The 24,444-nt window shown below is 63.4% G+C and carries 23 protein-coding genes and 1 pseudogene; 11 read left to right on the top strand and 13 right to left on the bottom strand.

The annotated features are described in order from the left end of the window. Positions 1–89: 89 nt before the first annotated feature. The 4 genes from AC1VON_RS29755 to AC1VON_RS29740 are packed head-to-tail and all read left to right on the top strand — an operon-like array spanning position 90 to position 3,450. The gene (locus AC1VON_RS29755) at positions 90–1,661 is read left to right on the top strand and encodes a cytochrome ubiquinol oxidase subunit I (protein ID WP_172349088.1); all 1,572 of its coding nucleotides are present in this window, start codon (positions 90–92) and stop codon (positions 1,659–1,661) included. A 15-nt stretch (positions 1,662–1,676) separates the two neighbouring features. Further along, positions 1,677–2,831 carry a cytochrome d ubiquinol oxidase subunit II gene (cydB, locus tag AC1VON_RS29750; RefSeq protein ID WP_172349089.1) on the top strand — a complete coding sequence of 385 codons (1,155 nt, stop codon included), beginning with the start codon at positions 1,677–1,679 and terminating at the stop codon, positions 2,829–2,831. 19 nt (positions 2,832–2,850) lie between these two features. Next, complete coding sequence (cydX, locus tag AC1VON_RS29745) at positions 2,851–2,982, top strand: cytochrome bd-I oxidase subunit CydX (protein ID WP_096449042.1); 132 nt, start codon at positions 2,851–2,853, stop codon at positions 2,980–2,982. 24 nt (positions 2,983–3,006) lie between these two features. Then, complete coding sequence (locus AC1VON_RS29740) at positions 3,007–3,450, top strand: hemerythrin domain-containing protein (protein ID WP_246740925.1); 444 nt, start codon at positions 3,007–3,009, stop codon at positions 3,448–3,450. Between the two features lie 12 nt (positions 3,451–3,462). Here AC1VON_RS29740 and AC1VON_RS29735 read toward each other — a convergent pair whose 3' ends face one another. After that, complete coding sequence (locus AC1VON_RS29735; protein ID WP_340163209.1) at positions 3,463–4,185, bottom strand: Crp/Fnr family transcriptional regulator; 723 nt, start codon at positions 4,183–4,185, stop codon at positions 3,463–3,465. 203 nt (positions 4,186–4,388) lie between these two features. On the opposite strand from AC1VON_RS29735, the gene AC1VON_RS29730 reads away from it, so the two are divergent. The 4 genes from AC1VON_RS29730 (at position 4,389) to AC1VON_RS29715 (ending at position 9,431) form a co-directional block, all read left to right on the top strand. Next, the gene (locus tag AC1VON_RS29730) at positions 4,389–6,827 is read left to right on the top strand and encodes a GcvT family protein (RefSeq protein ID WP_172349090.1); all 2,439 of its coding nucleotides are present in this window, start codon (positions 4,389–4,391) and stop codon (positions 6,825–6,827) included. A 19-nt stretch (positions 6,828–6,846) separates the two neighbouring features. Further along, a complete protein-coding gene (locus AC1VON_RS29725) occupies positions 6,847–7,956 on the top strand; it encodes a mandelate racemase/muconate lactonizing enzyme family protein (RefSeq protein ID WP_172349091.1) in 1,110 nt (369 codons plus the stop codon). Positions 7,957–8,074: 118 nt separating this feature from the next. Further along, entirely contained in the window at positions 8,075–8,662 is a 588-nt protein-coding gene (locus AC1VON_RS29720; protein WP_172349092.1) for a DUF308 domain-containing protein, read from the top strand. Positions 8,663–8,849: 187 nt separating this feature from the next. Then, positions 8,850–9,431 (top strand): TetR/AcrR family transcriptional regulator, encoded by a 582-nt coding sequence (locus AC1VON_RS29715; RefSeq protein ID WP_172349093.1) that lies wholly within the window; start codon positions 8,850–8,852, stop codon positions 9,429–9,431. A 100-nt stretch (positions 9,432–9,531) separates the two neighbouring features. Here the strand turns inward: AC1VON_RS29715 and AC1VON_RS29710 are convergent, their stop codons facing one another. The 5 genes from AC1VON_RS29710 to AC1VON_RS29690 all read right to left on the bottom strand — a co-directional run bounded on the left by AC1VON_RS29710 (position 9,532) and on the right by AC1VON_RS29690 (position 14,665). Next, entirely contained in the window at positions 9,532–10,326 is a 795-nt protein-coding gene (locus tag AC1VON_RS29710; RefSeq protein WP_483125826.1) for an ATP-binding cassette domain-containing protein, read from the bottom strand. After that, a complete protein-coding gene (locus AC1VON_RS29705; protein ID WP_483125825.1) occupies positions 10,326–11,423 on the bottom strand; it encodes an ABC transporter permease in 1,098 nt (365 codons plus the stop codon). The genes AC1VON_RS29710 and AC1VON_RS29705 overlap by 1 nt, the downstream gene beginning before the upstream one ends. A gap of 157 nt (positions 11,424–11,580) precedes the next feature. Then, positions 11,581–12,537 carry a rhizopine catabolism ABC transporter substrate-binding protein gene (locus AC1VON_RS29700; RefSeq protein WP_483125824.1) on the bottom strand — a complete coding sequence of 319 codons (957 nt, stop codon included), beginning with the start codon at positions 12,535–12,537 and terminating at the stop codon, positions 11,581–11,583. 113 nt (positions 12,538–12,650) lie between these two features. Then, positions 12,651–13,550 carry a myo-inosose-2 dehydratase gene (iolE, locus tag AC1VON_RS29695; protein WP_483125823.1) on the bottom strand — a complete coding sequence of 300 codons (900 nt, stop codon included), beginning with the start codon at positions 13,548–13,550 and terminating at the stop codon, positions 12,651–12,653. Further along, positions 13,547–14,665 (bottom strand): Gfo/Idh/MocA family protein, encoded by a 1,119-nt coding sequence (locus AC1VON_RS29690; RefSeq protein WP_483125822.1) that lies wholly within the window; start codon positions 14,663–14,665, stop codon positions 13,547–13,549. The genes iolE and AC1VON_RS29690 overlap by 4 nt, the downstream gene beginning before the upstream one ends. A 97-nt stretch (positions 14,666–14,762) precedes the next feature. Here AC1VON_RS29690 and mocR point away from each other — a divergent pair, with 97 nt between their 5' ends. Then, positions 14,763–16,232 (top strand): rhizopine catabolism transcriptional regulator MocR, encoded by a 1,470-nt coding sequence (gene mocR, locus AC1VON_RS29685; RefSeq protein WP_483125821.1) that lies wholly within the window; start codon positions 14,763–14,765, stop codon positions 16,230–16,232. A gap of 41 nt (positions 16,233–16,273) precedes the next feature. On the opposite strand, the gene AC1VON_RS29680 is transcribed toward mocR, so the two are convergent. Further along, on the bottom strand, positions 16,274–17,476 hold the full coding sequence (locus AC1VON_RS29680; RefSeq protein WP_483125820.1) for an MFS transporter: 1,203 nt from the start codon (positions 17,474–17,476) through the stop codon (positions 16,274–16,276). Between the two features lie 127 nt (positions 17,477–17,603). Beyond that, positions 17,604–18,062 carry an Lrp/AsnC family transcriptional regulator gene (locus AC1VON_RS29675; protein WP_172349101.1) on the bottom strand — a complete coding sequence of 153 codons (459 nt, stop codon included), beginning with the start codon at positions 18,060–18,062 and terminating at the stop codon, positions 17,604–17,606. A 170-nt stretch (positions 18,063–18,232) separates the two neighbouring features. Between AC1VON_RS29675 and AC1VON_RS29670 the strand changes: the two genes are divergently transcribed. Both AC1VON_RS29670 and AC1VON_RS29665 read left to right on the top strand, forming a co-directional pair. Continuing rightward, entirely contained in the window at positions 18,233–18,967 is a 735-nt protein-coding gene (locus AC1VON_RS29670) for an AzlC family ABC transporter permease (RefSeq protein ID WP_483125819.1), read from the top strand. Continuing rightward, positions 18,964–19,263 (top strand): AzlD family protein, encoded by a 300-nt coding sequence (locus AC1VON_RS29665; RefSeq protein WP_172349103.1) that lies wholly within the window; start codon positions 18,964–18,966, stop codon positions 19,261–19,263. Before AC1VON_RS29670 ends, AC1VON_RS29665 begins: the two co-directional genes overlap by 4 nt. Positions 19,264–19,292: 29 nt before the next feature. On the opposite strand, the gene AC1VON_RS29660 is transcribed toward AC1VON_RS29665, so the two are convergent. The 5 genes and pseudogenes from AC1VON_RS29660 to AC1VON_RS29640 form a co-directional block, all read right to left on the bottom strand. Then, on the bottom strand, positions 19,293–20,351 hold the full coding sequence (locus AC1VON_RS29660; RefSeq protein WP_483125818.1) for an ABC transporter ATP-binding protein: 1,059 nt from the start codon (positions 20,349–20,351) through the stop codon (positions 19,293–19,295). A gap of 10 nt (positions 20,352–20,361) precedes the next feature. Then, a pseudogene (gene kce / locus AC1VON_RS29655) lies at positions 20,362–21,295 on the bottom strand (3,5-dioxohexanoate:acetyl-CoA acetone transferase). A 30-nt stretch (positions 21,296–21,325) separates the two neighbouring features. Next, the gene (locus AC1VON_RS29650) at positions 21,326–22,174 is read right to left on the bottom strand and encodes a carbohydrate ABC transporter permease (protein WP_483125817.1); all 849 of its coding nucleotides are present in this window, start codon (positions 22,172–22,174) and stop codon (positions 21,326–21,328) included. Then, positions 22,171–23,106, bottom strand: a complete 936-nt coding sequence (locus AC1VON_RS29645; RefSeq protein ID WP_483125816.1) for a carbohydrate ABC transporter permease — start codon at positions 23,104–23,106, stop codon at positions 22,171–22,173. Before AC1VON_RS29645 ends, AC1VON_RS29650 begins: the two co-directional genes overlap by 4 nt. A gap of 1 nt (position 23,107) precedes the next feature. Next, entirely contained in the window at positions 23,108–24,358 is a 1,251-nt protein-coding gene (locus AC1VON_RS29640; protein WP_483125815.1) for an extracellular solute-binding protein, read from the bottom strand. Positions 24,359–24,444 lie beyond the last annotated feature (86 nt).

The raw sequence follows: 24,444 nt of genomic DNA, 5'->3' as shown, positions 1-24,444 counted from the left end.
CGCACACGCAATGATGAAACGAATTGATCCAGATCAAGCGGCGGATGTTCGCGGCGCGTTATGAGCGGGTATCCAGAAAGGACGCTCCCATGCCCGACTTTCTCCTCGTCGACCTGTCCCGGCTGCAGTTCGCGCTGACGGCCCTCTATCATTTCCTGTTCGTGCCGCTGACGCTGGGCCTCTCCATCCTGATCGCCATGATGGAGACCGTCTATGTCATGACCCGCCGCACCATCTGGCGCGACATGACCAAGTTCTGGGGCGTGCTGTTCGGCATCAATTTCGCCCTCGGCGTCGCCACCGGCATCACCATGGAATTCCAGTTCGGCATGAACTGGGCCTACTATTCGCACTATGTCGGCGACGTGTTCGGCGCGCCCCTCGCCATCGAGGGCCTGATGGCCTTCTTCCTCGAAGCCACCTTTGTCGGGCTGTTCTTCTTCGGTTGGGACAGGCTATCGGCCCGCGCGCATATGATCGTGACCTGGTTGATGGCGCTTGGCACCAATTTCTCCGCGCTCTGGATCCTGATCGCCAATGGCTGGATGCAGAACCCGGTCGGTTCTGCCTTCAACCCGGACACGATGCGCATGGAGGTCACCGACTTCATGGCGGTGATCTTCAATCCGGTGGCGCAGGCGAAGTTCGTACACACCGTTTCGGCCGGCTATGTCTGCGCCGCCACCTTCGTGCTCGGCGTTTCGGCCTGGTACATGCTGCGCGGGCGTCACGTCCAGCTCGCCAAGCGCTCTTTCGTCATCGCCTCGGCCTTCGGCCTCGCCTCGTCACTCTCGGTGATCGTGCTCGGCGACGAAAGCGGCTATGCGCTGACCGACAACCAGAAAATGAAGCTCGCGGCCATCGAGGCCATGTGGGAGACGGAACCCGCGCCGGCGTCCTTCACGGCCTTCGGCATTCCCAGCCAAAGCGACCGCGAGACGCATTTCGCCATCCGCATCCCGTGGGTGATGGGCATCATCGGCACGCGCTCGATCGACAGGCAGATCCCCGGCATCGACGAACTTGTCGCCCATGCCGAAATGCGCATCCGCAACGGCATCGCCGCCTATGACGCGCTGGAGAAGATCAAGGCGGATCGCACCGATACCGCCGCCCGCGCCGCCTTCGATGCCAGCTCCGGGGATCTCGGCTACGCGCTGCTGCTCAAGCGGTACCTGCCGGATCCGAGGCAGGCGAGCGAGCAGCAGATCAAGGATGCCGCCTGGTCGACCGTGCCTTACGTGCCGCTGCTCTTCTTCGGCTTCCGGCTGATGGTGGCCTGCGGTTTCGTGCTCGCCGCGCTGTTCGCGGTGTCGCTGTGGCACACGACACGGGAGACCGAAGCGCCGCGCTGGCTGTTTCATGCCGCGCTCATCGCCATGCCGCTGCCCTGGATCGCCATCGAGGTCGGCTGGTTCGTGGCGGAGTTCGGACGCCAGCCCTGGATCATCGATGGCGTGCTGCCGACCTTCCTCGCCACGTCCGAGCTTGGCGTCACCGACCTGGCGCTCACCATCTCCGGCTTCACGCTCATCTACGGCGTGCTCGCCCTCATCGAGGTCAAGCTGATGCTGGCCGCAATCCGCAAGGGGCCCGAGATCGCCAGCGTCATCGATGACCTGCGCCCGAACACCGACCCCGCACTGCAACCCGCAGAATGAAAAAGGATCACGACGATGATCGACTTTCTCTTCGACTATGAAACGCTGCGCGTGATCTGGTGGATTCTGCTCGGCATCCTCCTGATCGGCTTCGCCGTGACCGACGGTTTCGACATGGGCGTGGGCGCGCTGCTGCCCTTCGTCGCCAGGACCGATGCCGAACGGCGTGTGGCGATCAACACAATCGGCCCGGTATGGGAAGGCAACCAGGTGTGGTTCATCCTCGGCGGCGGCGCCATCTTCGCGGCGTGGCCGGCGCTCTACGCGCTGAGCTTCTCCGGCTTCTACCTTGCCATGTTCCTGGTGCTTCTGGCGCTGATCCTGCGCCCCGTTGCCTTCAAGTATCGCTCGAAGCGGCCCGATCCCGCCTGGCGCGGGCGCTGGGACTGGGCGCTCTTCGTCGGCGGCGCGGTGCCGGCGCTCATCTTCGGCGTTGCCCTTGGCAACACGCTGCAGGGCGTGCCGTTCCATTTCACGTCGGATCTGCGCCCCATCTATGAAGGCAGCCTGTTCGGCCTGCTCAACCCGCTCGCGCTCTATTGCGGCCTCGTCTCGGTCGCCATGCTGATAACCCACGGCGCGGCATGGCTCGCGTTCAAGGCGGAAGGCATCGTCGAAGACCGCGCGCGCGCGATCGGCGCCAAGTCCGCTGTCATCACTTCGCTGCTCTTCGCCGGCGGTGGCGTGCTGGTCTGGCTCGGGCTGCTCGGCGGCTACCGCGTGACCTCGCCGATCGTGTGGGACGGGCCGTCCAATCCGCTGCTCAAGACGGTGTCGGCGGACAGCGGTGCCTGGCTGGCGAATTTCCATGCCCATCCGCTGCTGTGGATCGTGCCGGCGCTCGGTGTCGTCGCACCGCTGCTGGCGGCTATCGGCTTTCGGGCCCGGCGTGAAGGCTGGACCTTCCTTGCCTCGCAGTTAGGCGTCGCGATGATCATCGCGACGGTGGGGCTTGCCATGTTCCCCATCCTTCTGCCGTCGAGCAGCAATCCCAGCCATTCGCTGACCGTGTTCGATGCTTCCTCAAGCCGCGCCACGCTGCGCAACATGCTGATCGCCACGGTGATCTTCCTGCCGCTGATCCTTGCCTACACCGGGTGGGTCTACAGCGTGCTGTGGGGCAAGGTCGGCGAGAAGAGCGTCGAGAAGGCCGGCTCGTCGGCCTACTGATTCAACCGGAGTTTTGACCATGTGGTATTTTGCCTGGATCCTCGGCCTCGGACTGGCCGCCTCCGTCGGCATCCTCAATGCGCTCTGGTATGAGCTGCGCACCGTCCGCGAGGAGCCCGCCAAGGACACCGTCGCCCTGCCCACGCCTTGAGCCCGCCGTGGCGGAGGAGGCATCATGAGCGACTCTAATCTCGGACCGCTGCGCGGGCCGGCGGACATGAAGCGGGCGCACGTGCGGATGCTTGCGCTCTGTCACATGCTTGAAGGCATCGCCGACGACCTGCCGTCGCGCGTCGACCGCTTCCAGTGCCTTGCCGTGGCGGCCGATCTGTTGCCAGTGCTGCGAGAGTGCCATCGCTTCGAGGAAGAGACTGTCTTCCCCGCCTTCGCGCGGCTCCAGGGCGGGGAAGACATCGTCGCGCGGCTCAAGATGGAGCATCTGGAGGACGACTGCGCGGCGGCTGATCTCAGTGAAGTCCTGCTTGCGCACGGCCACGGGAGGCCTATCGAGAACCCCGAGGCGCTCGGCTACATGCTGCGCGCGCTGTTCGAATCCATGCGGCGCCATATCGCCTTCGAGCGCGACCATGTGCTGCCGGGGATTCTCGGGCAGCGCTGAGCGCTTCGGCGATCAGTTCCCGGAACGCGCCGCCAGGCGCGCGAGGTCGCTGACGACAATGTGACGGTTGTTGTCGATGCGAATGACGTTGTCGCCCCGCAGCCTGGTCAATTGCCGGCTTACCGTTTCGATGGTCAGGCCGAGGAAATCCGCGATCTCCGCGCGCGACAGCGGCAGGTCGAAAGCGGCGGCGCGGTGTTCCGGGCCAGCGGTCGGATCGATGTTGCGCGCGATCATCAACAGGAAGCTCGCGATCTTCTCGGCGGCGGTCTTGCGACCGAGCGCCACCATCCAGTCGCGCGCCTGGTCGAGTTCGCGCAATTTCTGTTCGAGCAGCCGATGTTCGAGGTCGGGGTGCTCCTTCATCATCCGCTCCAGCGTTTGGCGCGGAAAGGAGCACAGCTCGACATTGGTCGCGGCTTCCGCGGTCAATGTGCTCTCGGCCTGGAACGGCCTGCCCAGAAAATCAGGAGCGAACTGCAGGCCGACGATCTGCTGGCGGCCGTCGGACAGCGTCTTGGTGAGTTTCACGACACCGGAAAGAACGTTGGAGAACCGGTCGACGCTTCCGGTGTCGCTCATCAATTCCTTGCCGGTCTCGGCCTTGTGCCGTTTCGTCGACTTGGACAGGGCGACAAGCTGATCGGGGTTGAGGGCGCCGCAAATGCCACGATGCCGCGCTTCGCATGAAACGCAGAGAACAGGAATGCCCTTCGTGTGAATGTCTTCGCGCACGATGGTACATCTATAGTGTTACCAGCCGGCAGTGCAACGCATGGGCGACGACTTTAGCGATGGTGCATACGCACCGCCGAAAGGGCCCAGTTGCATAAATCCAGCTTATCATGAACCCCAGTTTTTGAAGACGTTACAGGGGCTTTCGCCGCCTGTAGCCTCGACGATGGGTTCTTTGAAGATGCCAGGGATTTGGTGGGTCGATGCAGACACATGCGCGGGTGGTGATTGTTGGTGGCGGGTGCGTCGGCGCGGGCATCCTGTACGGTCTTGCCAAGCGCGGCTGGACCGACGTCGCACTGCTCGAACGCACCCAGCTGACGGCCGGCTCGACCTGGCATGCGGCGGGCCTCGTCCCATCCTACGCCCGCAACATCAATATCGGCCGGATGATCAACAAGACCATCGAGATCTATGAAGGGCTGGAGGCCGAGACCGGGCAGCCTGTCGGATGGCACAAATGCGGCCAGCTGCGCATCGCCAATTCCAGGGACCGGCTCGACGAATACAAGAGCTATATGAGCGTCGCCGACGTTCAGGGCATGCGGGCGCATCTGCTGTCGCCGGCGGAGGCGAGGGCGCTGTGCCCGCTTCTCGACAACAAGCACATGCTCGGCGCGCTCTATCATCCCGATGACGGCCATATCGCGCCGGCCGACGTGACCCATGCCATGGCCAAGGGCGCGCGGGATCTGGGCGCCAAGATCTACCTGAACACGGAGGTCACCGGCTTTCAGCGGACCGCGGGCGGCGAATGGCGGGTCCAGACGAACAAGGGCGACATCACCTGCGAGCATGTGGTCTGCGCGACCGGCAATTACGCGCGCCAGACCGGCGCGCTGCTCGGCCTCGAGATCCCCGCCATCCCGATCCTGCACCAGTACTGGATCACCGAGCCGGTGCCGGAGGTCGTGGAGCGCAAAAAGCAGGGACGGGCGGAAATGCCGATCCTGCGCGACGAGGGCTTTGAAGGCTATCTGCGCGAGGAGGGCGACGGCTTCATGTTCGGGCCCTATGAGCGGACCGAACACCTCAAGCTGTTTGCCGAGGATGGCGTTCCCGCCTGGTTCGGCGCCGACCTCGTCGAAGAGGATTTCGAGGCGGTGTCATGGAACTGGGAGCAGGCAACGCAACTTGTGCCGTCACTGGGACGCGCCGGAATCAAGGCCAATGTCCGCGGCCCCTTCCAGATGACGGCGGACGAGCTTCCGCTGATGGGACCGGCCTGGGGCCTGCCCAATGTGTGGCTGGCCGAGGGCGTGCCGGGCGGCATCCTGTGGGGCGGCACGATCGGCTACTATCTGTCGGAGCGGATCGTCGAGGGCGGCAACAGCCTCGACACCTCGGATCTGGATCCTCGCCGCTTCGGCGACTACGCCAACAAGGCCTGGACGCGCGAGAAAGTCCGCGAGGCCTGGGGCACGCATGCGGAGCAGAAATATCCCGGACAGGACATGCCTGCCGCCCGGCCGCAGAAGACAGCGCCATCCTATGCGCGGCTGAGCGAGTTGGGCGCGGTCTGGGGCGTGCTCAACGGTTGGGAAATGCCCAATTGGTTCGCACCCAAGGGCGTCGAGGCCAAGGACCAGTATAGCTGGCGCTGGACCGCCAAGGGCGTTTTCGTCGGCGAGGAAGTGCAGGCCGTGCGCAATGCCGTCGGCCTGGTCGAGATGACGCCGATGACCAAGTTCGAGGTCTCGGGACCAAACGCAGCCGCCTGGCTCGACAGGATCCTTGCCAATCGCCTGCCAGCAGTCGGCAGGGCTGTTCTGGCGCATCACCTCACCCCTGCAGGTGGGGTGCAGGCGGAATACATGGTGGCGCGCCTCACCGACGACGGCTTCTATCTCATCTCGACGCCGCGCGCGGAGCGCTGGAATTTCGACGATCTCTCAAAGCTGCTCCCCGCCGACGGCGGTGTCAGCCTGAAGAACGTCACCAATGAGCGCGGCTGCTTCACGGTCGTGGGGCCAAATGCCCGAGATGTGCTGCAGCCGCTCACCGAGATCGACCTGTCGAACGCCGCCTTTCCCTGGTTCGGCGTGAAGACCGGCAGCGTGGCGCTTGCCAGCGACGTGCGGCTGCTGCGCGTCAACTACGAAGGCGAGCTCGGATGGGAGCTCTATCATCCCATGGCCTATCAGCGGCAATTGCTCGACGCGATCCTGAGTGAGGGCGAGAAGCACGGCATGCGGCTCGTCGGGCTGCATGCGCTGGAATCGCTGCGGCTGGAGAAATCCTATCGCGCCATGTACCGGGACATGAATCCCGAGCTCAACGTGCTGGAGAGCGGGCTCGAGCGGTTCGTTCGCCTCGACAAGGGCGATTTCGTCGGCCGCGAGGCGGTGCTGAAATACAAGGATCGTAACGACCAGCGCCGATCGGCAACGCTCAGGATCGAGACCGATGGCGCCAGCACGCTTGCCAACGAGGGCCTCTACATCGATGGCGAACTGGTCGGGCGCATCACGTCGGGCGGCTATGGCTATACGCTCGGGCATGATGTGGCGCTGGCGCTGTTGCCGGAGCGTCTCAGCAAGCCCGGCACCAAGTTCGACGTGGCGATCCTAGGCGAATGGAGGGTCGCCGAGGTGATCGCGGACTCGCCCTACGATCCCAGCTCGGCCAGGGCGCGCAGTTGATCGCAAGGGCTGAGCGAAGATGCGCATCGACCGGATCAACGTCCATACGGCGCAGTTGCCCGTCAAAGGCGGCGCCTATCGCATGGCCAGCGACGACGTAGAGTCGCTGGACAGTACCTTAATCGAGATCGTGACGGATGACGGCCTGACCGGTTGGGGCGAGACCTGTCCGATCGGACCGGTCTACCAGCCGCATCACGCGCTCGGCGCCCGCGCCGCGATCGCCGAAATTGCCCCAGGCCTCATTGGCGCGAAGATTGCCTCGATCAGGCTTCTGGCGAAGCGGATGGATGAGCGCCTGAACGGGCACGGCTACGCCAAGGCCGCGTTCGACATGGCCTTTCTCGACCTTCTCGGCCAGAAGCTCGGTGTGCCGGTGTCGACGCTTCTGGGCGGCTCGCTCACGGATCGCGTGCCGGCCTACTATTCGCTGATCGTCGGCCCGCCGGATGAAACGGCCAGGATCGCGGCCGACAAGGTGAAGGCAGGCTATCCGCGTCTGCAGGTCAAGATTTCCGGGCGTAATCTCGAAGAGGATGTGGCCACCGTCCACAAGGTCTGGGAAGCGGTCGGCTACAAGGCGCGCATTGCGGTGGACGGCAACAGAGGCCTGACGGCGGCCGCGGCAATCCATCTCGACAGGCTCTGCCAGGCGATCCCCTTCGTCCTCGAACAGCCCTGCAACACCATGGACGAGATCGCGACGCTGAAGGGCCGCGTGACACATCCGATCTATCTCGACGAGAGCACCGAGGACCAGAACGCGGTGCTGCGGGCGATCTCGCTGGGCATCGCGGATGGTTTCGGCTTCAAGGTTACCCGCCTTGGCGGCCTCACCAAGATGGCGACCGTGCGCGACCTTTGCGCCATCCGCTCGCTGCCGCACAGCTGCGACGATGCCTGGGGAGGCGACATCATCGCGTCGGCCTGCGTCCATCTTGCGGCGACTGTCGAGCCGCGCCGCATGGAAGGCGCATGGATCGCCCAGGAGTATATCGATGGGCATTTCGACCCTGGCAATCCGGTCGTCATCCGCGAAGGGCATATCGCCGTGCCGCAGCGGCCAGGCCTGGGCGTAAAGCCCGAGCCCGGCATGTTCGGCAAGCCGATCGCCACATACGGAGCCTGAGCGGGGGCGGTCTCCAGAGGCTGCCAAGATGGTGCGCATTCAGCCAATCCTGTTGTTGACTTCGATATGCCTACCTTCTAGTAGGTAGTCAACATCAACCAGCATTGGACAAACAAGCATGCCTTCCCAAGAAACCGACACCCTCGCTCAAGCTTCGAACACATGGCTCAAAAGCTATTATTTTGTGCGGTTCGCCGTTTCCGCGGCATGGGTCGCACTGGCCTTCACCGTCGCCAGGACCATGCCGCCGCTGGCCGCGATCATGCTGGTAGCGTATCCCGCCTGGGACGCCCTGGCGAACTTCCTCGATGCCCAGCGCACAGGCGGGATGAGCCGCAACAAGTCTCAGTTGCTGAACTTTGTCATCAGCGCGCTTACCACCCTGGCGGTCGCTGTCGCGCTGACCAGGAGCATGAACACAGTGCTCGCGGTCTATGGTGTGTGGGCCGTGCTGTCCGGCGTGTTCCAACTGATTACCGCGGTGCGGCGCTGGAAGACCAATGGCGCGCAATGGGCGATGATCCTGAGCGGCGCTCAATCGGCGTTGGCGGGCCTCTTTTTTGTCAAGATGGCCGGGGGCATTGAAGATATCGGCATCACGAATGTCGCACCATATGCCGCGTTTGGCGCATTCTACTTCCTGGTGTCGGCGGTATGGCTGACGGCCGGCGACATCCGTCGCAAGTCACCGCGAGCCGCCAGCTAAGGTGCGCCCCTTGCAGGAGCCGTTCGACATCCCGCCCTGCTTTTCCCAACTGACCGGTCATGCGCTGTCTCCATGAGGGACGGCGCATTTCCCGTCGAAAGGATTGGTTCACCCTTGGCTCGCCGACTAGGACAAATCTTGCAAGGATCGGCTAAATTTCCTACCTCGACCTATTGGAAGGTAGACAATGAACATTGCACTCAGTGACACCGCGGGCAAATTGGTTGGGGGAGCCGCCCAACTCATCATGCGTGTTGGCTACAACGGCTTCAGCTACGCCGATCTTTCGGAGCGCTTTGGCATCCGCAAGGCCAGCATTCACCATCACTTTCCGTCGAAAGTCGATCTGGTGGTAGCCGTTGTCGAGCAAGCGCGTGCCGGCATCCGGGCTCAGCTTGCGGCGTTGGACGAAGGTTCGCCGGTCGCGATGGATCAGCTGCGGTTTTACACCGGGTATTGGGAACGCTGTATCAAGGACCAGTCCGCTCCCTTTTGCCTGGCTGCCGTGCTGGCCGCTGAATTGCCGGGTCTGCCCGAAGAGGTGGCGCTTTCCGTTCGCGGCCATTTCACCGATCTCGGCAGATGGCTGGAGCGGTTGTTCGAACTTGGTGTGGAGCAGGGGGCGGTGCATCTCGAGGCATCCCCCGACATCGAGGCACAAGCATTCATGGCGACCGTATACGGAGCCATGCTTGCGGCCCGGGCGTTTGATGACCCGGAACGCTTCAACGTGATTGTGGAAACGCTTTTTCGTCGCATCCGCGCGTGATGCCTGACGTCTAGCTTCGAGCGGCAAAGCATGCGCGCCTTCGCCCGCGCGAGTGCTTGTTTGGCCGTGCGTTTCGTTGCCTGCAAAGGCGCGCCGCGCCTCAAGCCCGGCCGTTCTTGGCCGACTTTGCCAATTCCTGTTCCAGGTCCACCAGTTCCTTGCCGCCGGCCATCAGGTTGAGCAGCTGATCGCGGTCGATTTCGCCCTTGGCGTAGGTGCCGGTGCTCCGGCCGCGCTTCAAGAGCGTGAAGCGGTCGCCCACGACATAGGCGTGATGGACGTTGTGGGAAATGAAGATGACGCCGATGCCGCGCGCCTTGGACTGCACGATGAGCTTCAGAACCACGGAGGCCTGGTGGACCCCCAGCGCCGATGTCGGCTCGTCGAGGATCAGCACCTTGGCGCCGAAATAGACGGCACGCGCAATCGCCAGGCATTGCCGTTCGCCGCCTGACAGGGTGCCAACCGGCTGTTCGGGGTCGCGCAGCTGGATGCCCATCGCCGACATCTCGTCATAGGCGGTGCGGTTGGCGAAGTCGCTGTCGAACTGATGGATTGGCCCGAACTTGCGCATCGGCTCGCGCCCGAGGAAGAAGTTGCGCGCCACGCTCATCAGCGGCACCAGCGCCAGGTCCTGGTAGACCGTTGCGATGCCGCTGTCGCGGGTATCGGCGGGCGAGGCGAACCGTGTCGGCTTGCCCTGGATACGGATTTCGCCTTCGTCGGGCGTGTAGACGCCCGACAGCGTCTTGATCAGCGTCGACTTGCCGGCGCCATTGTCGCCGAGCAGGCAATGCACCTCGCCGGGGCAGACATCGAAAGACACGTCCTTGAGTGCCACGACCGAGCCGAAATATTTGCTGACCGATTTCAGTTCGACATAGGGCTCGGCCATCACCGGCTCCTCATGGCGCGGTTGCGCACATAGCTGTTGAACAGCACCGCGATGACCATCATGGCGCCCATGAACAGCTTGAACCAGTCGGTATCGATGCCGGTGTAGAAGATGCCCATCTGCACCACGCCGAAGATCAGGGCGCCGAACATGGCGCCAATGGCCGATCCATAGCCGCCGGTGAGCAGCGTGCCGCCGATGACGACGGCGATGATGGCCTCGAATTCCTTCTGCGTGCCGCGCAGCGTGTCGGCCGAGCCGGTGACCAGCACCTGGATCGCCGCGAACAGGGCTGCCGCGAGTGCCGTCATGATGAACAGCGTGATCTTGGTGCGCGCCACCGGCACGCCGAGATTGCGCGCGGCATTGGCTTCGCCGCCGGCGGCGAAGATCCAGTTGCCGAAGCGGCTGCGCGTCAAGAGCCAGGTGCAGGCCAGTGTCAGCACGATCCACCATACGATGGACACCGGAATGCCTGATATCGACGGCAGGCCGTCCGCCCGCTTGCCGATCAGGCCGATGTCGGAAAGCCAGGCGATCAGGCCGGAGAACACCTGCTCCGAGAACAGGCTGTTGAGGGGATCGTGCAACGCCAGTTCATGCACGCCCGAGACCTGGGTTCGGCCTGAGATGCCGCGCGTGAGGCCGAGCGTGAGGCCGCGCAGCATGAACAGGCTGCCGAGCGTCACGATGAATGAGGGCAGGCCGGTCCTGACGACGGCGAGCCCGTTCAGCGCGCCGATGCCGCCGCAGACGGCGAAGGTGAACAGCAGCGAAAGCCAGATCGGCCAGCCCCAGAACACGGAAGGGATAGCGATGAGGATGCCGGCAAAGCCGATCATCGAGCCGACCGACAGGTCGAACTCGCCGGCGATCATCAGCAAAGCCACGGGTGCGGCGAGAATGCCAAGCTGGGCCGAGACTTCGAGGAAGTTGACGATCCCCTTGGCACTGAAAAGTCCCGAGCTTCCCGCCGTGACGGCGAAGAACACGAAGACCAGCACGGTGCCGGCCGCGGCGCCAAGTTCCGGCCTGCTCAACAGGCGGCTCAGGCGTGACACGGACCGGACCCGCTCGTCGCGAATCTCTGAAACCATGACTGCGTTACCCTTCACATAGAGCCGTTCATCGTTTCACGGAAACGCTGAACGGCTCTACTTCCCTGCCTTGACGCAACTCCGGACGGAAAACCGCTCACACTTTTCCTGGAATTGCTCTGATGAAGCGGCCGGAGCGAAGCTCCGGCCGCCAGTGTCAGCGCTTGCCGAGTTTCGACAGTTCGATAACCGAGGCGGCGGTGTCCTTGGTGACGAAGCCGGGGCCGGTCGGATAGTCGGCGATCGGCATGATCTTGTACTTCTTCCAGAGGTCGAACATCGCCACCGGGATGTAGCCCATTGCATATTGCTGGGCGTCGATGCACCATTCCATCTTGCCGGCGACGACGGCCTGCAGGATCGTGGGGGAGAGATCGAACGTGCCGGTCTTCACCTTGCCCGAGAGGCCCATTTCATCAAGGGCGGCCAGCGTCGGTTCGGCGCCGCTGGCGCCGACGGCGAGGATGAACTGTGTGTCGGCATGAGCGGTCATGTAGGCGATCACGCGGTTCTTCATTTCGGTCGGGTCGATTACGCCGTTCATCACCGGAACGTCGACGCCCAGACCCTTGGCAAAGCCGGCGCAGCGGTCGTCGAGGCTCGAATTGCCGACCTCATGGTTGGCGCAGACCGCCTTTGTGAGGCCGAGCGCCTTGATGCGCTCGCCGGCCATGACGCCCGCCTGGAATTCATCCTGCCCCATGAACAGCAGGCCGCCAAGATCATGGGTCAGCTTCGAGCCGCCGGAATCGATGACGATCACCGGGATGCCGGTGGCGACCGCGTTCTTGACCGGTGTCGAAAGGGCGGCCGCGTCGGGGATCGAGACAACCATGCCGTCGGGCTTGGAGGCCGCGATGGCGTCGATCATCTGCCCCATCTTGGCCATGTCGAAGGTTTCGGGGGCCAGATACTCGGCCTTGACACCGAGCGTCTTGGCGGCGTCGTCCATGCCGTTCTTGACCACCGACCAGTAGGGGTCGCCGCTCTGGCCGTGGGTGACGAACACCACCCGCGTCTCGTCGGCGGCCGCAAGTGTCGTGGCCGCCGCCATCATCGTGAAGCCGGCCAGCAGGCCGAGCGCAGGCTTTATTAATTTCGCAAGCGAAAACATAGAACCTCCTGTTTGTTTTCCGCCGCCGCAATTACGGTCGGCGGTTCCAGTTGCCCCTTTATTCCAGTTCCATTCCTCAGCACTGGTTCCTTGGGGGCCGCACGCGGCCCCAATCATTCGATGACGGTAAATCCGGCTCCCTTCGCCATGCGCGACAGGTTCCGGAAGCCCATTGTCGCATAAGTCAGCGGGTTGGCCTTGCTGGGATCCTGCTCGGCCTCGACGACCAGCCAGCCGCTGTAATCATTGTCGGCCAGCACGCGCAAAATGGCGGGATAGTCGATGGAGCCGTCGCCGGGAACGGTGAAGATCCCTTCCATGACCGCACCCATGAAACTCATGTCCTCGGCGCGGGCACGATCAAGCACGGGTTTGCGTGCGTCCTTGCAATGCACATGCACGACGCGTTTGACATGGGCCTTGATCAAGGCCAGCGGGTCGCCGCCCGAAAAGACCGAATGGCCGGTGTCGTAGAGCAGGCCGACCGCTTGCCCGGTGTGGCGCATCAGCAAGCCGACCTCGGCATCGGTCTCGACGATGGTCCCCATATGGTGGTGAAAGGCCATGCGCACGCCGAAATCCGCCATTCTTTCAGCCAGTGCAGTCAGCTTGCGGCCATAGGCCGGCCATTCGTCCGGGCTGAGCGCAGGGCGCTGCGAGATCGGCCCCCAGATGGCGTTGTGGCGCCCGCGCGAGGTGTCGGCATAGACGACATGGGTGGCGCCCATGTCCTTCAAGAGCTGGAGATGGGGCGTGACGGCATCCATCTCCGCGCCGACATCCTTCTCGTCGCAGCGGCCGTCATACCAGCCGGAAATTACCGCAAGGCCATGGCGCTGCATGATCGGCTTCAGCTCGGCCGACCGGCGCGGAAACTTGCCGCCAAGCTCGGTGCCGGAATAGCCGGCCTGCCTGGTCTCGGCGAGACACACCTCCAGTGGCGTGTCGCCGCCGAGTTCCGGCACGTCGTCATTGGTCCAGGTGATCGGATTGATGCCGATGCGAACCTTCACGGGCGAACTCCTGATTGCTTCGACTGGGCAAGGTGATGGCGGGCGAGGCCGGCCAGCAGCGTCATGTCGCGGCGGGCATGCTCGGCGGTGTTGCGCACGGGCGTGCCTTCGACGATCGCCGACCAGAAGCCTTTCAACTCCTCGATGAACGCCTCTTCGTAGCCGCTGCGGATGTCCGCGCTGGAAAGCGTGTGGCCGCTGCTGGTGCGAACCGTCAGCCGCGTCGGCTGGTGGTTGAGATAGGGCGAGGGGAATTCCAGCTCGAGCGAGGCGTCGTCGAAGTAGAGCGTGATGCGCTCGCGATAATCGGGCAGCCTCGGAATGGCGACATGCACCATGGTCCACAGCGCCTGGCCGTCGAGCAGCCGGACAGTGCCTTGGCCGCCTTCGCCTCCGGCGAAAAACGAGGCGCCGACAATTTCGCCGTCAGCGACACCGAGCGCATCGAGGAGCCCATGCACGGCGTTCACGTCATGGACGATCGAGGAACAATAGGCGCCGACAAAGCCTCGAAAGGCGTCGGGATCATCGATGCCGGGCACCGCGCGGTCCACCTGCTCGCGCTGCCTGGCTTCGGTCGAGGCAACCAACCCCTCCGCGACGTCGTCACCCCGGCAAGTGGAGGTGTGCCGGATGAAGGGCCAGGCGTCGGGATCGTTGACCTCGACCGAAATGTAGCGAAGCGTCCGCGCCGTGCCCGGCAGCATTTTCAGCGCCGCCTCGTAGCTCGGGTCGAAACGCTTCATGTAGCCGACCTGGAGCACCTTTCCGGCGCGGTCCCTGGCGGCGATCAATTCGTCGATGTCTCCGGCGCTGTAGCAAAGCGGCTTTTCACAGAAGACATGCAGCCCCCGGGCGAAGGCGGCGAGACTCTGTTCGCGGTGCAGCGCGTCCGGCGAGGCGATGACCACGGCATCGAGCGGCATCGCGAGAAGCGCGTCGAGATCGGGGAATGTCTCGAGGCCGAATTCCTCGCCGACGAAGGCACGGACCTTGCGCGACGGATCGTAGACGCCAACGATCCTGAACCGCCGGTGCAGCTTGAGCAGGTTCGGTATGTGCTCGACCTGGGCGACGCCGCCCGCCCCGATCACTCCCACTTTTATGCACTGCATCGGCCAGCCCCATCTGAATCCGAACGCTTTTTTCTTGAGCCTAGGACGCCTTTGGTTCCATTGTTAGAACCAGATTCCATTGATTTTTGGGAACCAGATGAAGACCAGCTTTCCCATCGACGGCATCGCCCTGGATCGCGACAGTCCCGCCAATCTGCACCGGCAGCTCTATGTCCAGTTGCGCGGCCTGATCGAACGGCGCGTGCTGCCGAGCGGCCATGCGCTGCCCTCTACACGGGTCATGGCGCGGGATCTGAATGTGGGGCGCAACACGGTGATTGCCGCTTGCGACCAGCTCGCGCTGGAGGGCTACCTCGCCATAAGGCCACGCAGGCCCTCGGTGGTCATGGACCTGCCGACCCGTTCAGTCGTGGCGGAACACGTGTCAGTCGAGGACGCCAATCCGTTATCGCTGCGCGGGCAGACGATGCTCGCCCAACCCTATCATCATGGCCGGCCGGGCATGCTCGCCTTTCATCCCGGCATGCCGGATCCGGACAATTTTCCGTTCAACACCTGGTCGAAACTGCTCAGCCGCCGCGCCAAATTCGCGCATATCGATCTTTTCGGCACCTATCACGTCAAAGGCTATCCGCCGCTTTGCGAGGCGATAGCGCGCTACCTTACCGCCTCGCGGGGCGTGAAGTGCACCGCCGAGCAGATCGTGGTGACCAATGGCGCCCAGTCGGCTTTCGATCTGCTGGCCCGGTTGCTGATCGATGAGGGCGACACGGTGTGGATGGAGGAGCCGGGCTATTACGGCGCCGGTTCGGCCTTCGTCTCGGCCGGCGCGAAACTGGCGCCCCTGCGCGTCAGCAATGCAGGCTGGAACCTTGATCCGCCTGATGTCATTCCGCGCATGATTTTCGTGACGCCCTCCTGCCATCACCCACTCGGCATGACCATGCCGATGGAACAGCGGCTCAATCTCCTGCACATGGCCGAGACCTGGCGCTCGTGGATCATCGAGGACGACTATGACGGCGAGTACCGGTTTCAGGGACAACCTATCCCAGCCCTGCAAGGCATCGGCGCGTCAAACCGCGTGGTGTATGTCGGGACCTTCGCCAAGATTCTCTTCCCGGCCATGCGCCTCGGCTTCATGGTGGCGCCCAAGGCGATCGATCACACGATCGTCTCGGCACTGAGCGTCAGCGGCCAGTTCGCCCCCTTGCTCACCCAGGCCGCGCTCGCGGACTTCATGAATGAAGGCCATTTCACCCGCCATCTCAGGCGCATGCGGCGTCTCTACGCGGAGAGGCGGCAGTTCTTCCTGGAAAGCGCGCAAAGGCATCTCGGGGAATGGCTGGATTTCCACACCACCGAATCCGGCATCCAGGTCGTCGGGATTTTCCGCGGCAGATGCAGCGACAGGGCGGTTGCCGAGGCGGCCCTCCAGCAAGGTATCAACGTCTCGGCACTGTCGATCCAGTACCGCCATGGCACGGAGCAGAACGGTCTTGTCATGGGCTTCGCGGCGGCCGATTCGCAGACCACCGAAAAGACGATGCAGAAGTTTCGCGCCGTGTTGCAAAGCTATTTCCTGCGTGTCAACAATCCCGGGTAAAGGCCTGGGATTGTTTGTTGTTTTCTCGGTGCGGTGGTTTCCTATGCCATCTGCACTTCCCGTCGCGGCAGCGGCGGGAAGGCGATTGCTATGCCCGCCGCTCCGAGCCCGATCAGGGCCGAGCCGATGAACAGCCAGTGATAGCTGGCGTAGGCGTCGAATATCATGCCGCCGGCCAATGGTCCCAAGGCCATGCCGAGGCTGGACAGCATGGTGGCGGCGCCGAACACGGTGCCGAGGATGCGCTGGCCGAAATATTCGCGCGCCAGCACGGCATAGAGCGGCATGACGCCGCCATAGGTGGCGCCGAAGATGACGGCCAGCATATAGAACTGGTCGAGCTGGCTGATCGTTAGATAGGCGGCGATGACGATCGCCTGGATCGCGAGGCCCGCGACCAGCACCGGCTTGACGCCGAGCCGGTCGGCCAGCACGCCGTAGAGAAGCCTGCCGCCCAGGCCGGCGAGACCCTCGACACTGTAGATCGTGACTGCCGCCATGGGGGCGACGCCGCACAGCATGGCATAGCTCACCATATGGAAGATCGGGCCGGAATGGGCTGCGCAGCAGGCGAAAAAGGTCAGCCCGAGCACGATGAACTGCGGCGAGCGCAGCGCCTGGCCGACGCTCATGCCCGCACCCTCGACGACCGGCGCGGAAGCCGCATCCGCAACAGCGGACTTGGGCGGCTGGCGCACCAACAACACCGCCGGCAGCAGCAGCACCCAGGCCATGATGCCGATATCGAACATGGCGGTGCGCCATTCATAGGCCGAGATGAGCCAGCGGGCGAAGGGCGAGATCGTCATCGGGGCAACCCCCATGCCGGCCGAGACCAGCGAAACCGCAAGGCCGCGGTGGGTATCGAACCAACCCGTGGTCAGCGCGATCATCGGCGCGAAGAAGGCGCTGGCCGCAAGTCCGACGAGGACGCCATAGGTGATCTGGAAGGTCAGGAGCGAGCCGGCGCGGCTGGCCAGCACCAGCGCCAGCCCGAGCAGCACCGCACCGATCGTCACGACGAGGCGGGCGCCGAAGCGGTCTGAGAGGGCACCCCAGGCGAAGCCGCCAAGGCCCATGACCAGGAAGTTGAGCGTCATGGCGCTTGAAATGCCGGCGCGCGACCACTGGGTGTCGAGCGCCATCGGTTCGAGAAAGATCGCCAGCGAAAACATCGTGCCGATGGCGACACAGGACATCAGCGCGCCTGCCGCGACGATGACCCAACGATAGGAAAGGTTCATGCAAATCTCCCATGCCAGAGGGCAGCGCTGAGCGCTGCTTGCGTCCGAAGGACGCTGGCACGGAAGACGATCCTACAATCCGGTTGCATTTTTTATCCAGTCTGGAACGGACCGTTCTGCCGTCCCCTCAGATCGGCAATTCCGACGTGTATTTGATCGTCCAACTGGGAACGTCGGTCTTGACGTTCTGGACACCCTTGATGCGGCTGAGATGCTCCGACTGGAAGCGGCGATAGTCGTTGATGTCGGCCGCCACCACGCGCACCATGGCATCGCAGTCACCCAGCATCAGATAGCATTCCATGACCTGGGGCAGCTTGGCGACCTCGGTGGCGAAATGCTCGATCGTATCCTCGTCCTGTGCCTTCAGCCAGATGCGGGTGAAGAAGGTGAGGCCCTTGCCGATGCTGGCTGGGTTGAGCACGGCGACATAACGGTCGATGACGCCGGCTTCCTCCAGCAGCTTGACGCGCCGCAGGCAAGGCGAGGGCGACAGGCCGACCTCGTTGGCCAGATCGTTGTTGGCCATGCGGCCGTCGCGCTGCAGCGCGCGCAGGATGCGTTTGTCGATGTCGTCGAGCTTCATGGCTCACAATTCCATTTTACTGGCCATATGTGACATCAGATGCCAAAATTTGACGATATACAACGATCTTCGCAACCAAATTGCGGAGAAGTGTGGGTATATTTGCCGCCGGTATCACGAGAATTCAAACGCAGGGAAGCGGCGGCCACGAGGTCGGCCGATGGCAAGCCATGAGCATTTCACAGGCAGTCGAAGCGGCGGGCGATGGTTCGGGGTCAGAGTTCCGCCGCGGCGTGGCGTCCTGCGCGCCGGTGCTGTTCGGCACCATTCCCTATGCACTGGTGCTTGGCGCCCAGGCGACCCAGAAAGGACTGAGTCCGGTCGAATTGTCCATCATGACGGGGCTGAATTTCGCCGGCGGCTCGGAATTCGCGGCGATCCAGTTGTGGACGTCGCCGCCGCATATCCTGCTCATCGTCGCCATCACCTTCCTGGTCAACAGCCGGCATTTGCTGATGGGCGCGGCGCTCGCGCCATTCCTGCGCGACCTGCCGCGGGGCAAGGTGTTTCCGGCACTGTTCTTCCTGTGCGACGAAAGCTGGGCGCTGGGCCTGGCCGACGCCAAACGGCGTGCGGCGGCGGGCATCACGCCGGCCTTCAGCCCCCGCTACTATCTGGGCGCGGCCCTGGCGATGTATCTGACCTGGGTGGGCTTCACCACGCTGGGTGCCTTGCTCGGTCCGATGCTTGGCCATGTCGAGACCTATGGGTTCGACATGGCGTTTCCGGCAGTCTTCCTGGTGCTGATGCGCGGCATGTGGAAAAGTGTTTCGGCGGCGCGGCCCTGGCTGGTCAGCCTGGTCGTTGCGGCAGTTGTCTATCTCTTCGTTCCCGGCGCCTGGTATGTCGCGGCGGGCGCGGTGTCGGGGCTGCTTGCCGCCTGGCTGATGGCAGGTGACGCATGATCGACATGGCCACCCTCCTCACCATCCTGCTGATGGCCGGCGTCACCTATCTCACGCGGATCGGCGGCTATGTCGTGCTGCGCAACCGCATGCTCAGCGCGCGCGCCACGGCGGTGATGGAGGCGGCACCCGGCTGCGTGCTGATCTCGGTCATCGCGCCGGCCTTCGTGTCGCGGAACCCGGCCGATCTTCTGGCGCTGGCTATTACTTTCGTCGCGGCTACGCGGTTGTCCATGCTGCCGACCGTGTTGATCGGGGTCGCTTCGGCAGGTCTGCTGAGGCATCTCATAGGCTAAGCCTCCGGCAGCCAGGCCAGCGTCTGCGTTCACTGAATGGTGGACGCGATGCGCCGACCCTTGGTGTTGAACAGATGCAATTGGGTCAGGTCCGGCGCCAGGAAAACCTGCTGGCCAGGCATCACGGGAATCCGCTCGCGCAACAGCGCGCTCAGCGTGTTGTTGCCGGCTCTGGCCATGACCAGCGTTTCAGAGCCGGTCGGCTCGACCACTTCGACCACGGCCGGCACGCCGCTATCGGCGAGCCTGAGATGTTCGGGCCGGATGCCCCAGGCAGAAGCGCTTTCGCCCTGTCCCAGCGCCGGCAAGGGGAACACGGTGCCGTCGCTGGCCGTGAAGCCGTTCGCGGTCGTGCGGCCCTGCAAGATGTTCATCGACGGCGAGCCGATGAACTGGGCAACGAACAGATTGGCCGGCCGGTCATAGAGATCGAGCGGGGCGCCAACCTGTTCGACGATGCCGCCATTCATGACGACGATCTTGTCGGCCATGGTCATGGCTTCGACCTGGTCGTGGGTGACATAGACGATGGTGGTTCCCAGGCGCTGGTGCAGCGCCTTGATTTCGGTGCGCATCTGCACACGCAGCTTGGCGTCGAGGTTGGAGAGCGGCTCGTCGAACAGGAAGACCTTGGGATCGCGCACGATGGCGCGGCCCATGGCGACACGCTGGCGCTGGCCGCCGGAGAGCTGGCGCGGGTAGCGGTCCAGCAGATCCTGCAGGCCGAGGATCGTCGCGGCGCGCGTGATCTTGGCGTCGGTCTCGCTCTTGTCGGTCTTCTTCAGGGTCAGCGCGAAAGCCATGTTCTCGCGCACCGTCATATGTGGATAGAGCGCGTAGTTCTGGAACACCATGGCGATGTCGCGCGATTTCGGCGCGACGTCGTTGATGACCTTGCCGTCGAGCGCGATTTCGCCGGCGCTGATATCCTCCAGCCCGGCGATCATCCTGAGCAAGGTCGACTTGCCGCAACCGGACGGGCCGACCAGGATGACGAATTCGCCCGACGCGATATCAACCGACACGCCGTGGATGACCCGCGCCTTGCCATAGGCCTTCTCGACATCCGATATGGTGACCGCACTCATTTGTTGTTCCTCAGAAAGAGACCTTGTCGCCGCCCTTGAGCTGCAAGATCTGCCGCGCCTCGTCGGGGGTGGCGACCGAGGCGCCCAGCCCTTCGATGATCTGGCGCACCTTCTTCACCTGCTCGGCGTTGGATTTCGCCAGCTGGCCCTTGCCGATCCACAGCGAGTTCCTCCAGCCCGACGCGCACATTGCCGCCGAGTGCAATCGCCTGGGTGGCGATCGGCAACTGGCTGCGGCCGGCACCCAGCACCGACCAGTGGTAGTCCTGTCCGAACAGGCGGTCGGCGGTGCGCTTCATATGCGCGACATCCTCCGGATGGGTGCCGATGCCGCCCAATATGCCGAACACGCTCTGGACGAAGAACGGCGCCTTGACCAGGCCACGATCGACGAAATGGGCCAGCGTGTAGAGATGGCCGATGTCGTAACATTCGATCTCGAAACGCGTGCCGTTTTCCGCGCAGGTGCGCAGGATGTGTTCGATGTCGCCGAAGGTGTTGCGGAAGATGCGGTCGCGCGAGCCTTCGAGATAGGGCCGTTCCCAGTCGTGCTCGAAAGTCTTGAAGCGTTCGAGCATCGGATAGAGGCCGAAATTCATCGAGCCCATGTTGAGCGAGGCAACCTCCGGCGCAAAGGTCGCCGCCGGCTTGACCCGCTCCTCGACGCTCATCGTCGCTGCGCCGCCGGTGGTGATGTTGACCACGCAGTTGGAGCGCTGCTTGATCACTTTCAGGAACGGCGCGAAGGCTTCGGTCGACTGGTCGGGCCGGCCATCGGCGGGATTGCGCGCATGCAGATGGACGATGGCCGCACCGGCCTCGGCCGCCCCGATCGCGGCGTCGGCGATCTCTTGCGCGCTCACCGGCAGATGCGGCGACATGGACGGCGTGTGGATCGAGCCGGTGACCGCGCAGGTGATGATGATCTTGTTCTGGTTCGCCACTTGAAAGGATCCTCGTTTGTTTGACCGCGCCTATTTCACCGCGCCCTGGGTGATGCCCGAGATGAACTGCTTCGACAGCACGATATAGAGCAGCGTGATCGGCAGTGCCGCCAGTGTCAGCCCGGTGAACAGTACGCCCCAGTCGGTGGTGAACTCGCCGACGAAGACGGTGAGGCCCTGCGGCAGCGTCTTGAGATTGTCCGAGGTTATCAGCACCAGCGGGAAGAAGAAGTCGTTCCAGATCGGAACCGCGTTCTGGATCGCGACGATGACCAGTGCCGGGCGCGCCAGCGGCAGCATGATGGAGCGCATGATGCGGAATTCGCTGGCGCCGTCCATGCGTGCGGATTCTTCCAGCTCGCGCGGCAAGGTCCTGAGGAAGCCGGTCATGATGAACACCGCCGAGGGAATGCCCATGGCGACATAGACCAGCACCAGGCCGGCATAGCTGTCGACCAGGCCAAGCGAATCCAGCTGGATGAACAGTGGAATGATCGCCAGCTTCAGCGGCACGGTCATGCCGCTCAGGAAAAACATCAGCACCAGCGCGCTCAGCCGGAACTGGTAGCGGGCAATCGCATAGGCGGCCATGGTGCTGAACAGAAGGATCAGCATCACCGCGGCCGCGGTGATGCCGACCGAATTGGCGAGGTAGCGCACGAAATTGGTTTCGCTCCACACACGTTCGGCATTGGCCAACGAAAAATGCGCCGGCAGGGCGAAGGGTGAACTGAAGATCTCGGCATTGGTCTTGAAGGACGACATCACCATGACGAACAGCGGATAGATCATGATGACGGCGTTGATCGCCAGCATCAGCTGGATGGCGCCGTTCTTCAACAGCTCGCCGGGCTCCCTGGTGCCGACCGCTGCGCTCACAGTTCGATCTCACGACGGCGCAGGTAGCGAAGCGCGATTGCGGTGACGCCGGCAACGATGATGAACATCATCACCGCCAGCGCGCTGCCCTGGCCGAAATCCTGGATGCCTGTCGTCGTCGAGCCGAAGGCGGTGCGGTAGAAATAGAGGCCGAGCACGTCCGTCGCGCCACCGGGCGAGCCGGTGAGGCCAGCCATGACATAGGGGATCTCGAACCAATTGAAGCTGCCGATGAAGGTCAGGATGGTGACGATGGTGATGCTCGGCGCGATCAGCGGCCAGATGATGCGGGTCATCAGCACATAGTCGCCGGCGCCGTCGAGGCGGGCGGCCTCGATCACTTCCTTGCTGATGCGCTGCATGCCGGCGAGCAGCACCAGTGTCGGGAAGCCTAGCCAGTGCCAGATGTTGGCGAACAGGACGCTGCCCAGCGCCGTCGATTCATTGCCGAGCCAGGGGACGGCGCCGATGCCGACCAGCGCCAGCGTCTGGTTCACCAGACCGAACAGCGGATGCAGGAACAGCTTCCACAGGAAGCCGACGATGACCGCCGACAGCACGACCGGAAGAAAGACGATGACCTGGTGGATGCGGTGACCGGGCAGCGCCTTCAGCAGCGAATAGGCGAGCAGGAAGGCGGTGCCGTTCTCGAACACCATCAGCGCCACGAAAGCGATGATGTTGTGCTTCAGCGCATTGTAGGTCCAGCCGCTATAGGGCTGTTCAAACAACACCTTGCGGAAGTTTTCGAAGCCGATGAATCCGGTCGGCTGCAAGCCGTTGAACTCATAGAAGGCAAGGCGGAAGGCGGAGAGCAGCGGCCACAGGACGAACAGCACCATGACCACCAGGGCCGGTGTCAGCAGGGACGCGATCCAGAGTGACCGGCGCCACGGAAAGGCTTTTGTGGTGTGGCGCCGGCCGATGTTCATGTCACTTGCCCTGGAAAGGCTTGTACCATTTGGCGAGGCCGTCGGTCAGGTCGGCGGCCAGCTGGTCCGGGGTGATCGAACCCGACATCATCTTGGTGATGTCGCCCTGCAGCAGTTCCGATCCCGTCGGCTTCTCGAAACGGAAGTAGACGACATTGATATGCGGCATGGCGGTTTCGTTCAACTTGGCGACATGGGCGAGCAGCTCGTCCTTGATGACGACGCCCTTGATGGGCGAGATGTTGCCGAGCAGCGCGGAGAACTTGTCGCCGAACTCCTTGGTGCCCATCCAGTTGACCAGCTTGAGCGCCGCCTCCTTGTTGGCTGACTTGGCGTTGACGGCATAGCCGCCATCGAAGAACTTGGTCACCTCGGGTGTATCGCCGGCCTTGGCCATGGGCGGGGCGACGAAGTCCATGTTGATGGCCGGGTTCTGGCTCCTGTAGGTGGCGATGTCGAAGCTGCCGCCGGCCAGCATCGCCGCCTTGCCGCTGATGAACAGCTGGCCCGCGGTGTCGTAGTCGATGCCTTCGAAACCGGGAGGCATGTAGTCGCGCAGCTCGAGCAGTTTGCCGAGTGCCGCGACATAGCGCGGGTCCTTGAAGGTGGTCTTGCCCGACGTCAGGTCGCTGACGAAATCCTGGCCGAGGAACGGGTTGGTGAAGATGGCAACGAACATCTCGTTGAACCAGCTGGTGCCCATGCCGTTGGCGAGGGGATAAATACCCTTGTCCTTCAGCGCCTTGCTGACGGTGATGAATTCGTCCCATGTGGTCGGCGGCGTCAGCCCGGCCTTGGCAAAGACGTCCTTGTTGATGAACAGACCGAGCGTCTGCGAAGCGAAGGGCAGGGAATAGACCTTCTTGTCGGCGCGGTAGGTGCCGGCCACCAGCGCATCGGCGGGCTGGTTGGCGAGCGAGGGGACGGTGGTCAGATCCTGCGGCTCGAAATAGCCTGCTTTGACGAACTGCTCCAGCCAACCGTAAGCATGGGTGTGGATCACGTCGCCACCCTTGCCGGCGGCCAGCGCCGTCGAGACGATGGTCGGGTAGTTCTCATCCGGGAACGACTCGAACTTCACATGGATGTCCGGGTTCTCCTTGGTGAAATCGGCGAAAAGTTCGTTGTAGGCGGCCTTGTCTTCCTGGCGCCAGGTCCAGAACGAGATGTCGGTTGCATGCGCCACGCCGGCTGCCAATCCCCATGCGAAAGACGCGGCCGCGAGGGCCAGACCCATCCTTCTCCTGCTCATGTTGCAATCTCCCAATGCGCTTGATGCGCCTTTTACGACGATTATCAAATCATAGTTCTTGCCGTCTGGAAAGATAGTTTGTAAAG

It is taken from the genome of Mesorhizobium sp. HAY1-8B, assembly GCF_056868045.1.
Note: the sequence above shows the minus strand (reverse complement) of the source record. Positions and strands in the feature narration are given on the sequence as shown.

Coding starts and splice junctions, on each gene's coding strand:
- AC1VON_RS29755 (WP_172349088.1), top strand. CDS start 90: ATGCCCGACTTTCTCCTCGTCGACCTGTCCCGGCTGCAGTTCGCGCTG.
- cydB (WP_172349089.1), top strand. CDS start 1,677: ATGATCGACTTTCTCTTCGACTATGAAACGCTGCGCGTGATCTGGTGG.
- cydX (WP_096449042.1), top strand. CDS start 2,851: ATGTGGTATTTTGCCTGGATCCTCGGCCTCGGACTGGCCGCCTCCGTC.
- AC1VON_RS29740 (WP_246740925.1), top strand. CDS start 3,007: ATGAGCGACTCTAATCTCGGACCGCTGCGCGGGCCGGCGGACATGAAG.
- AC1VON_RS29730 (WP_172349090.1), top strand. CDS start 4,389: ATGCAGACACATGCGCGGGTGGTGATTGTTGGTGGCGGGTGCGTCGGC.
- AC1VON_RS29725 (WP_172349091.1), top strand. CDS start 6,847: ATGCGCATCGACCGGATCAACGTCCATACGGCGCAGTTGCCCGTCAAA.
- AC1VON_RS29720 (WP_172349092.1), top strand. CDS start 8,075: ATGCCTTCCCAAGAAACCGACACCCTCGCTCAAGCTTCGAACACATGG.
- AC1VON_RS29715 (WP_172349093.1), top strand. CDS start 8,850: ATGAACATTGCACTCAGTGACACCGCGGGCAAATTGGTTGGGGGAGCC.
- AC1VON_RS29710 (WP_483125826.1), bottom strand. CDS start 10,326: ATGGCCGAGCCCTATGTCGAACTGAAATCGGTCAGCAAATATTTCGGC.
- AC1VON_RS29705 (WP_483125825.1), bottom strand. CDS start 11,423: ATGGTTTCAGAGATTCGCGACGAGCGGGTCCGGTCCGTGTCACGCCTG.
- AC1VON_RS29700 (WP_483125824.1), bottom strand. CDS start 12,537: ATGTTTTCGCTTGCGAAATTAATAAAGCCTGCGCTCGGCCTGCTGGCC.
- AC1VON_RS29690 (WP_483125822.1), bottom strand. CDS start 14,665: ATGCAGTGCATAAAAGTGGGAGTGATCGGGGCGGGCGGCGTCGCCCAG.
- mocR (WP_483125821.1), top strand. CDS start 14,763: ATGAAGACCAGCTTTCCCATCGACGGCATCGCCCTGGATCGCGACAGT.
- AC1VON_RS29680 (WP_483125820.1), bottom strand. CDS start 17,476: ATGAACCTTTCCTATCGTTGGGTCATCGTCGCGGCAGGCGCGCTGATG.
- AC1VON_RS29675 (WP_172349101.1), bottom strand. CDS start 18,062: ATGAAGCTCGACGACATCGACAAACGCATCCTGCGCGCGCTGCAGCGC.
- AC1VON_RS29670 (WP_483125819.1), top strand. CDS start 18,233: ATGAGCATTTCACAGGCAGTCGAAGCGGCGGGCGATGGTTCGGGGTCA.
- AC1VON_RS29665 (WP_172349103.1), top strand. CDS start 18,964: ATGATCGACATGGCCACCCTCCTCACCATCCTGCTGATGGCCGGCGTC.
- AC1VON_RS29660 (WP_483125818.1), bottom strand. CDS start 20,351: ATGAGTGCGGTCACCATATCGGATGTCGAGAAGGCCTATGGCAAGGCG.
- AC1VON_RS29645 (WP_483125816.1), bottom strand. CDS start 23,106: ATGAACATCGGCCGGCGCCACACCACAAAAGCCTTTCCGTGGCGCCGG.
- AC1VON_RS29640 (WP_483125815.1), bottom strand. CDS start 24,358: ATGAGCAGGAGAAGGATGGGTCTGGCCCTCGCGGCCGCGTCTTTCGCA.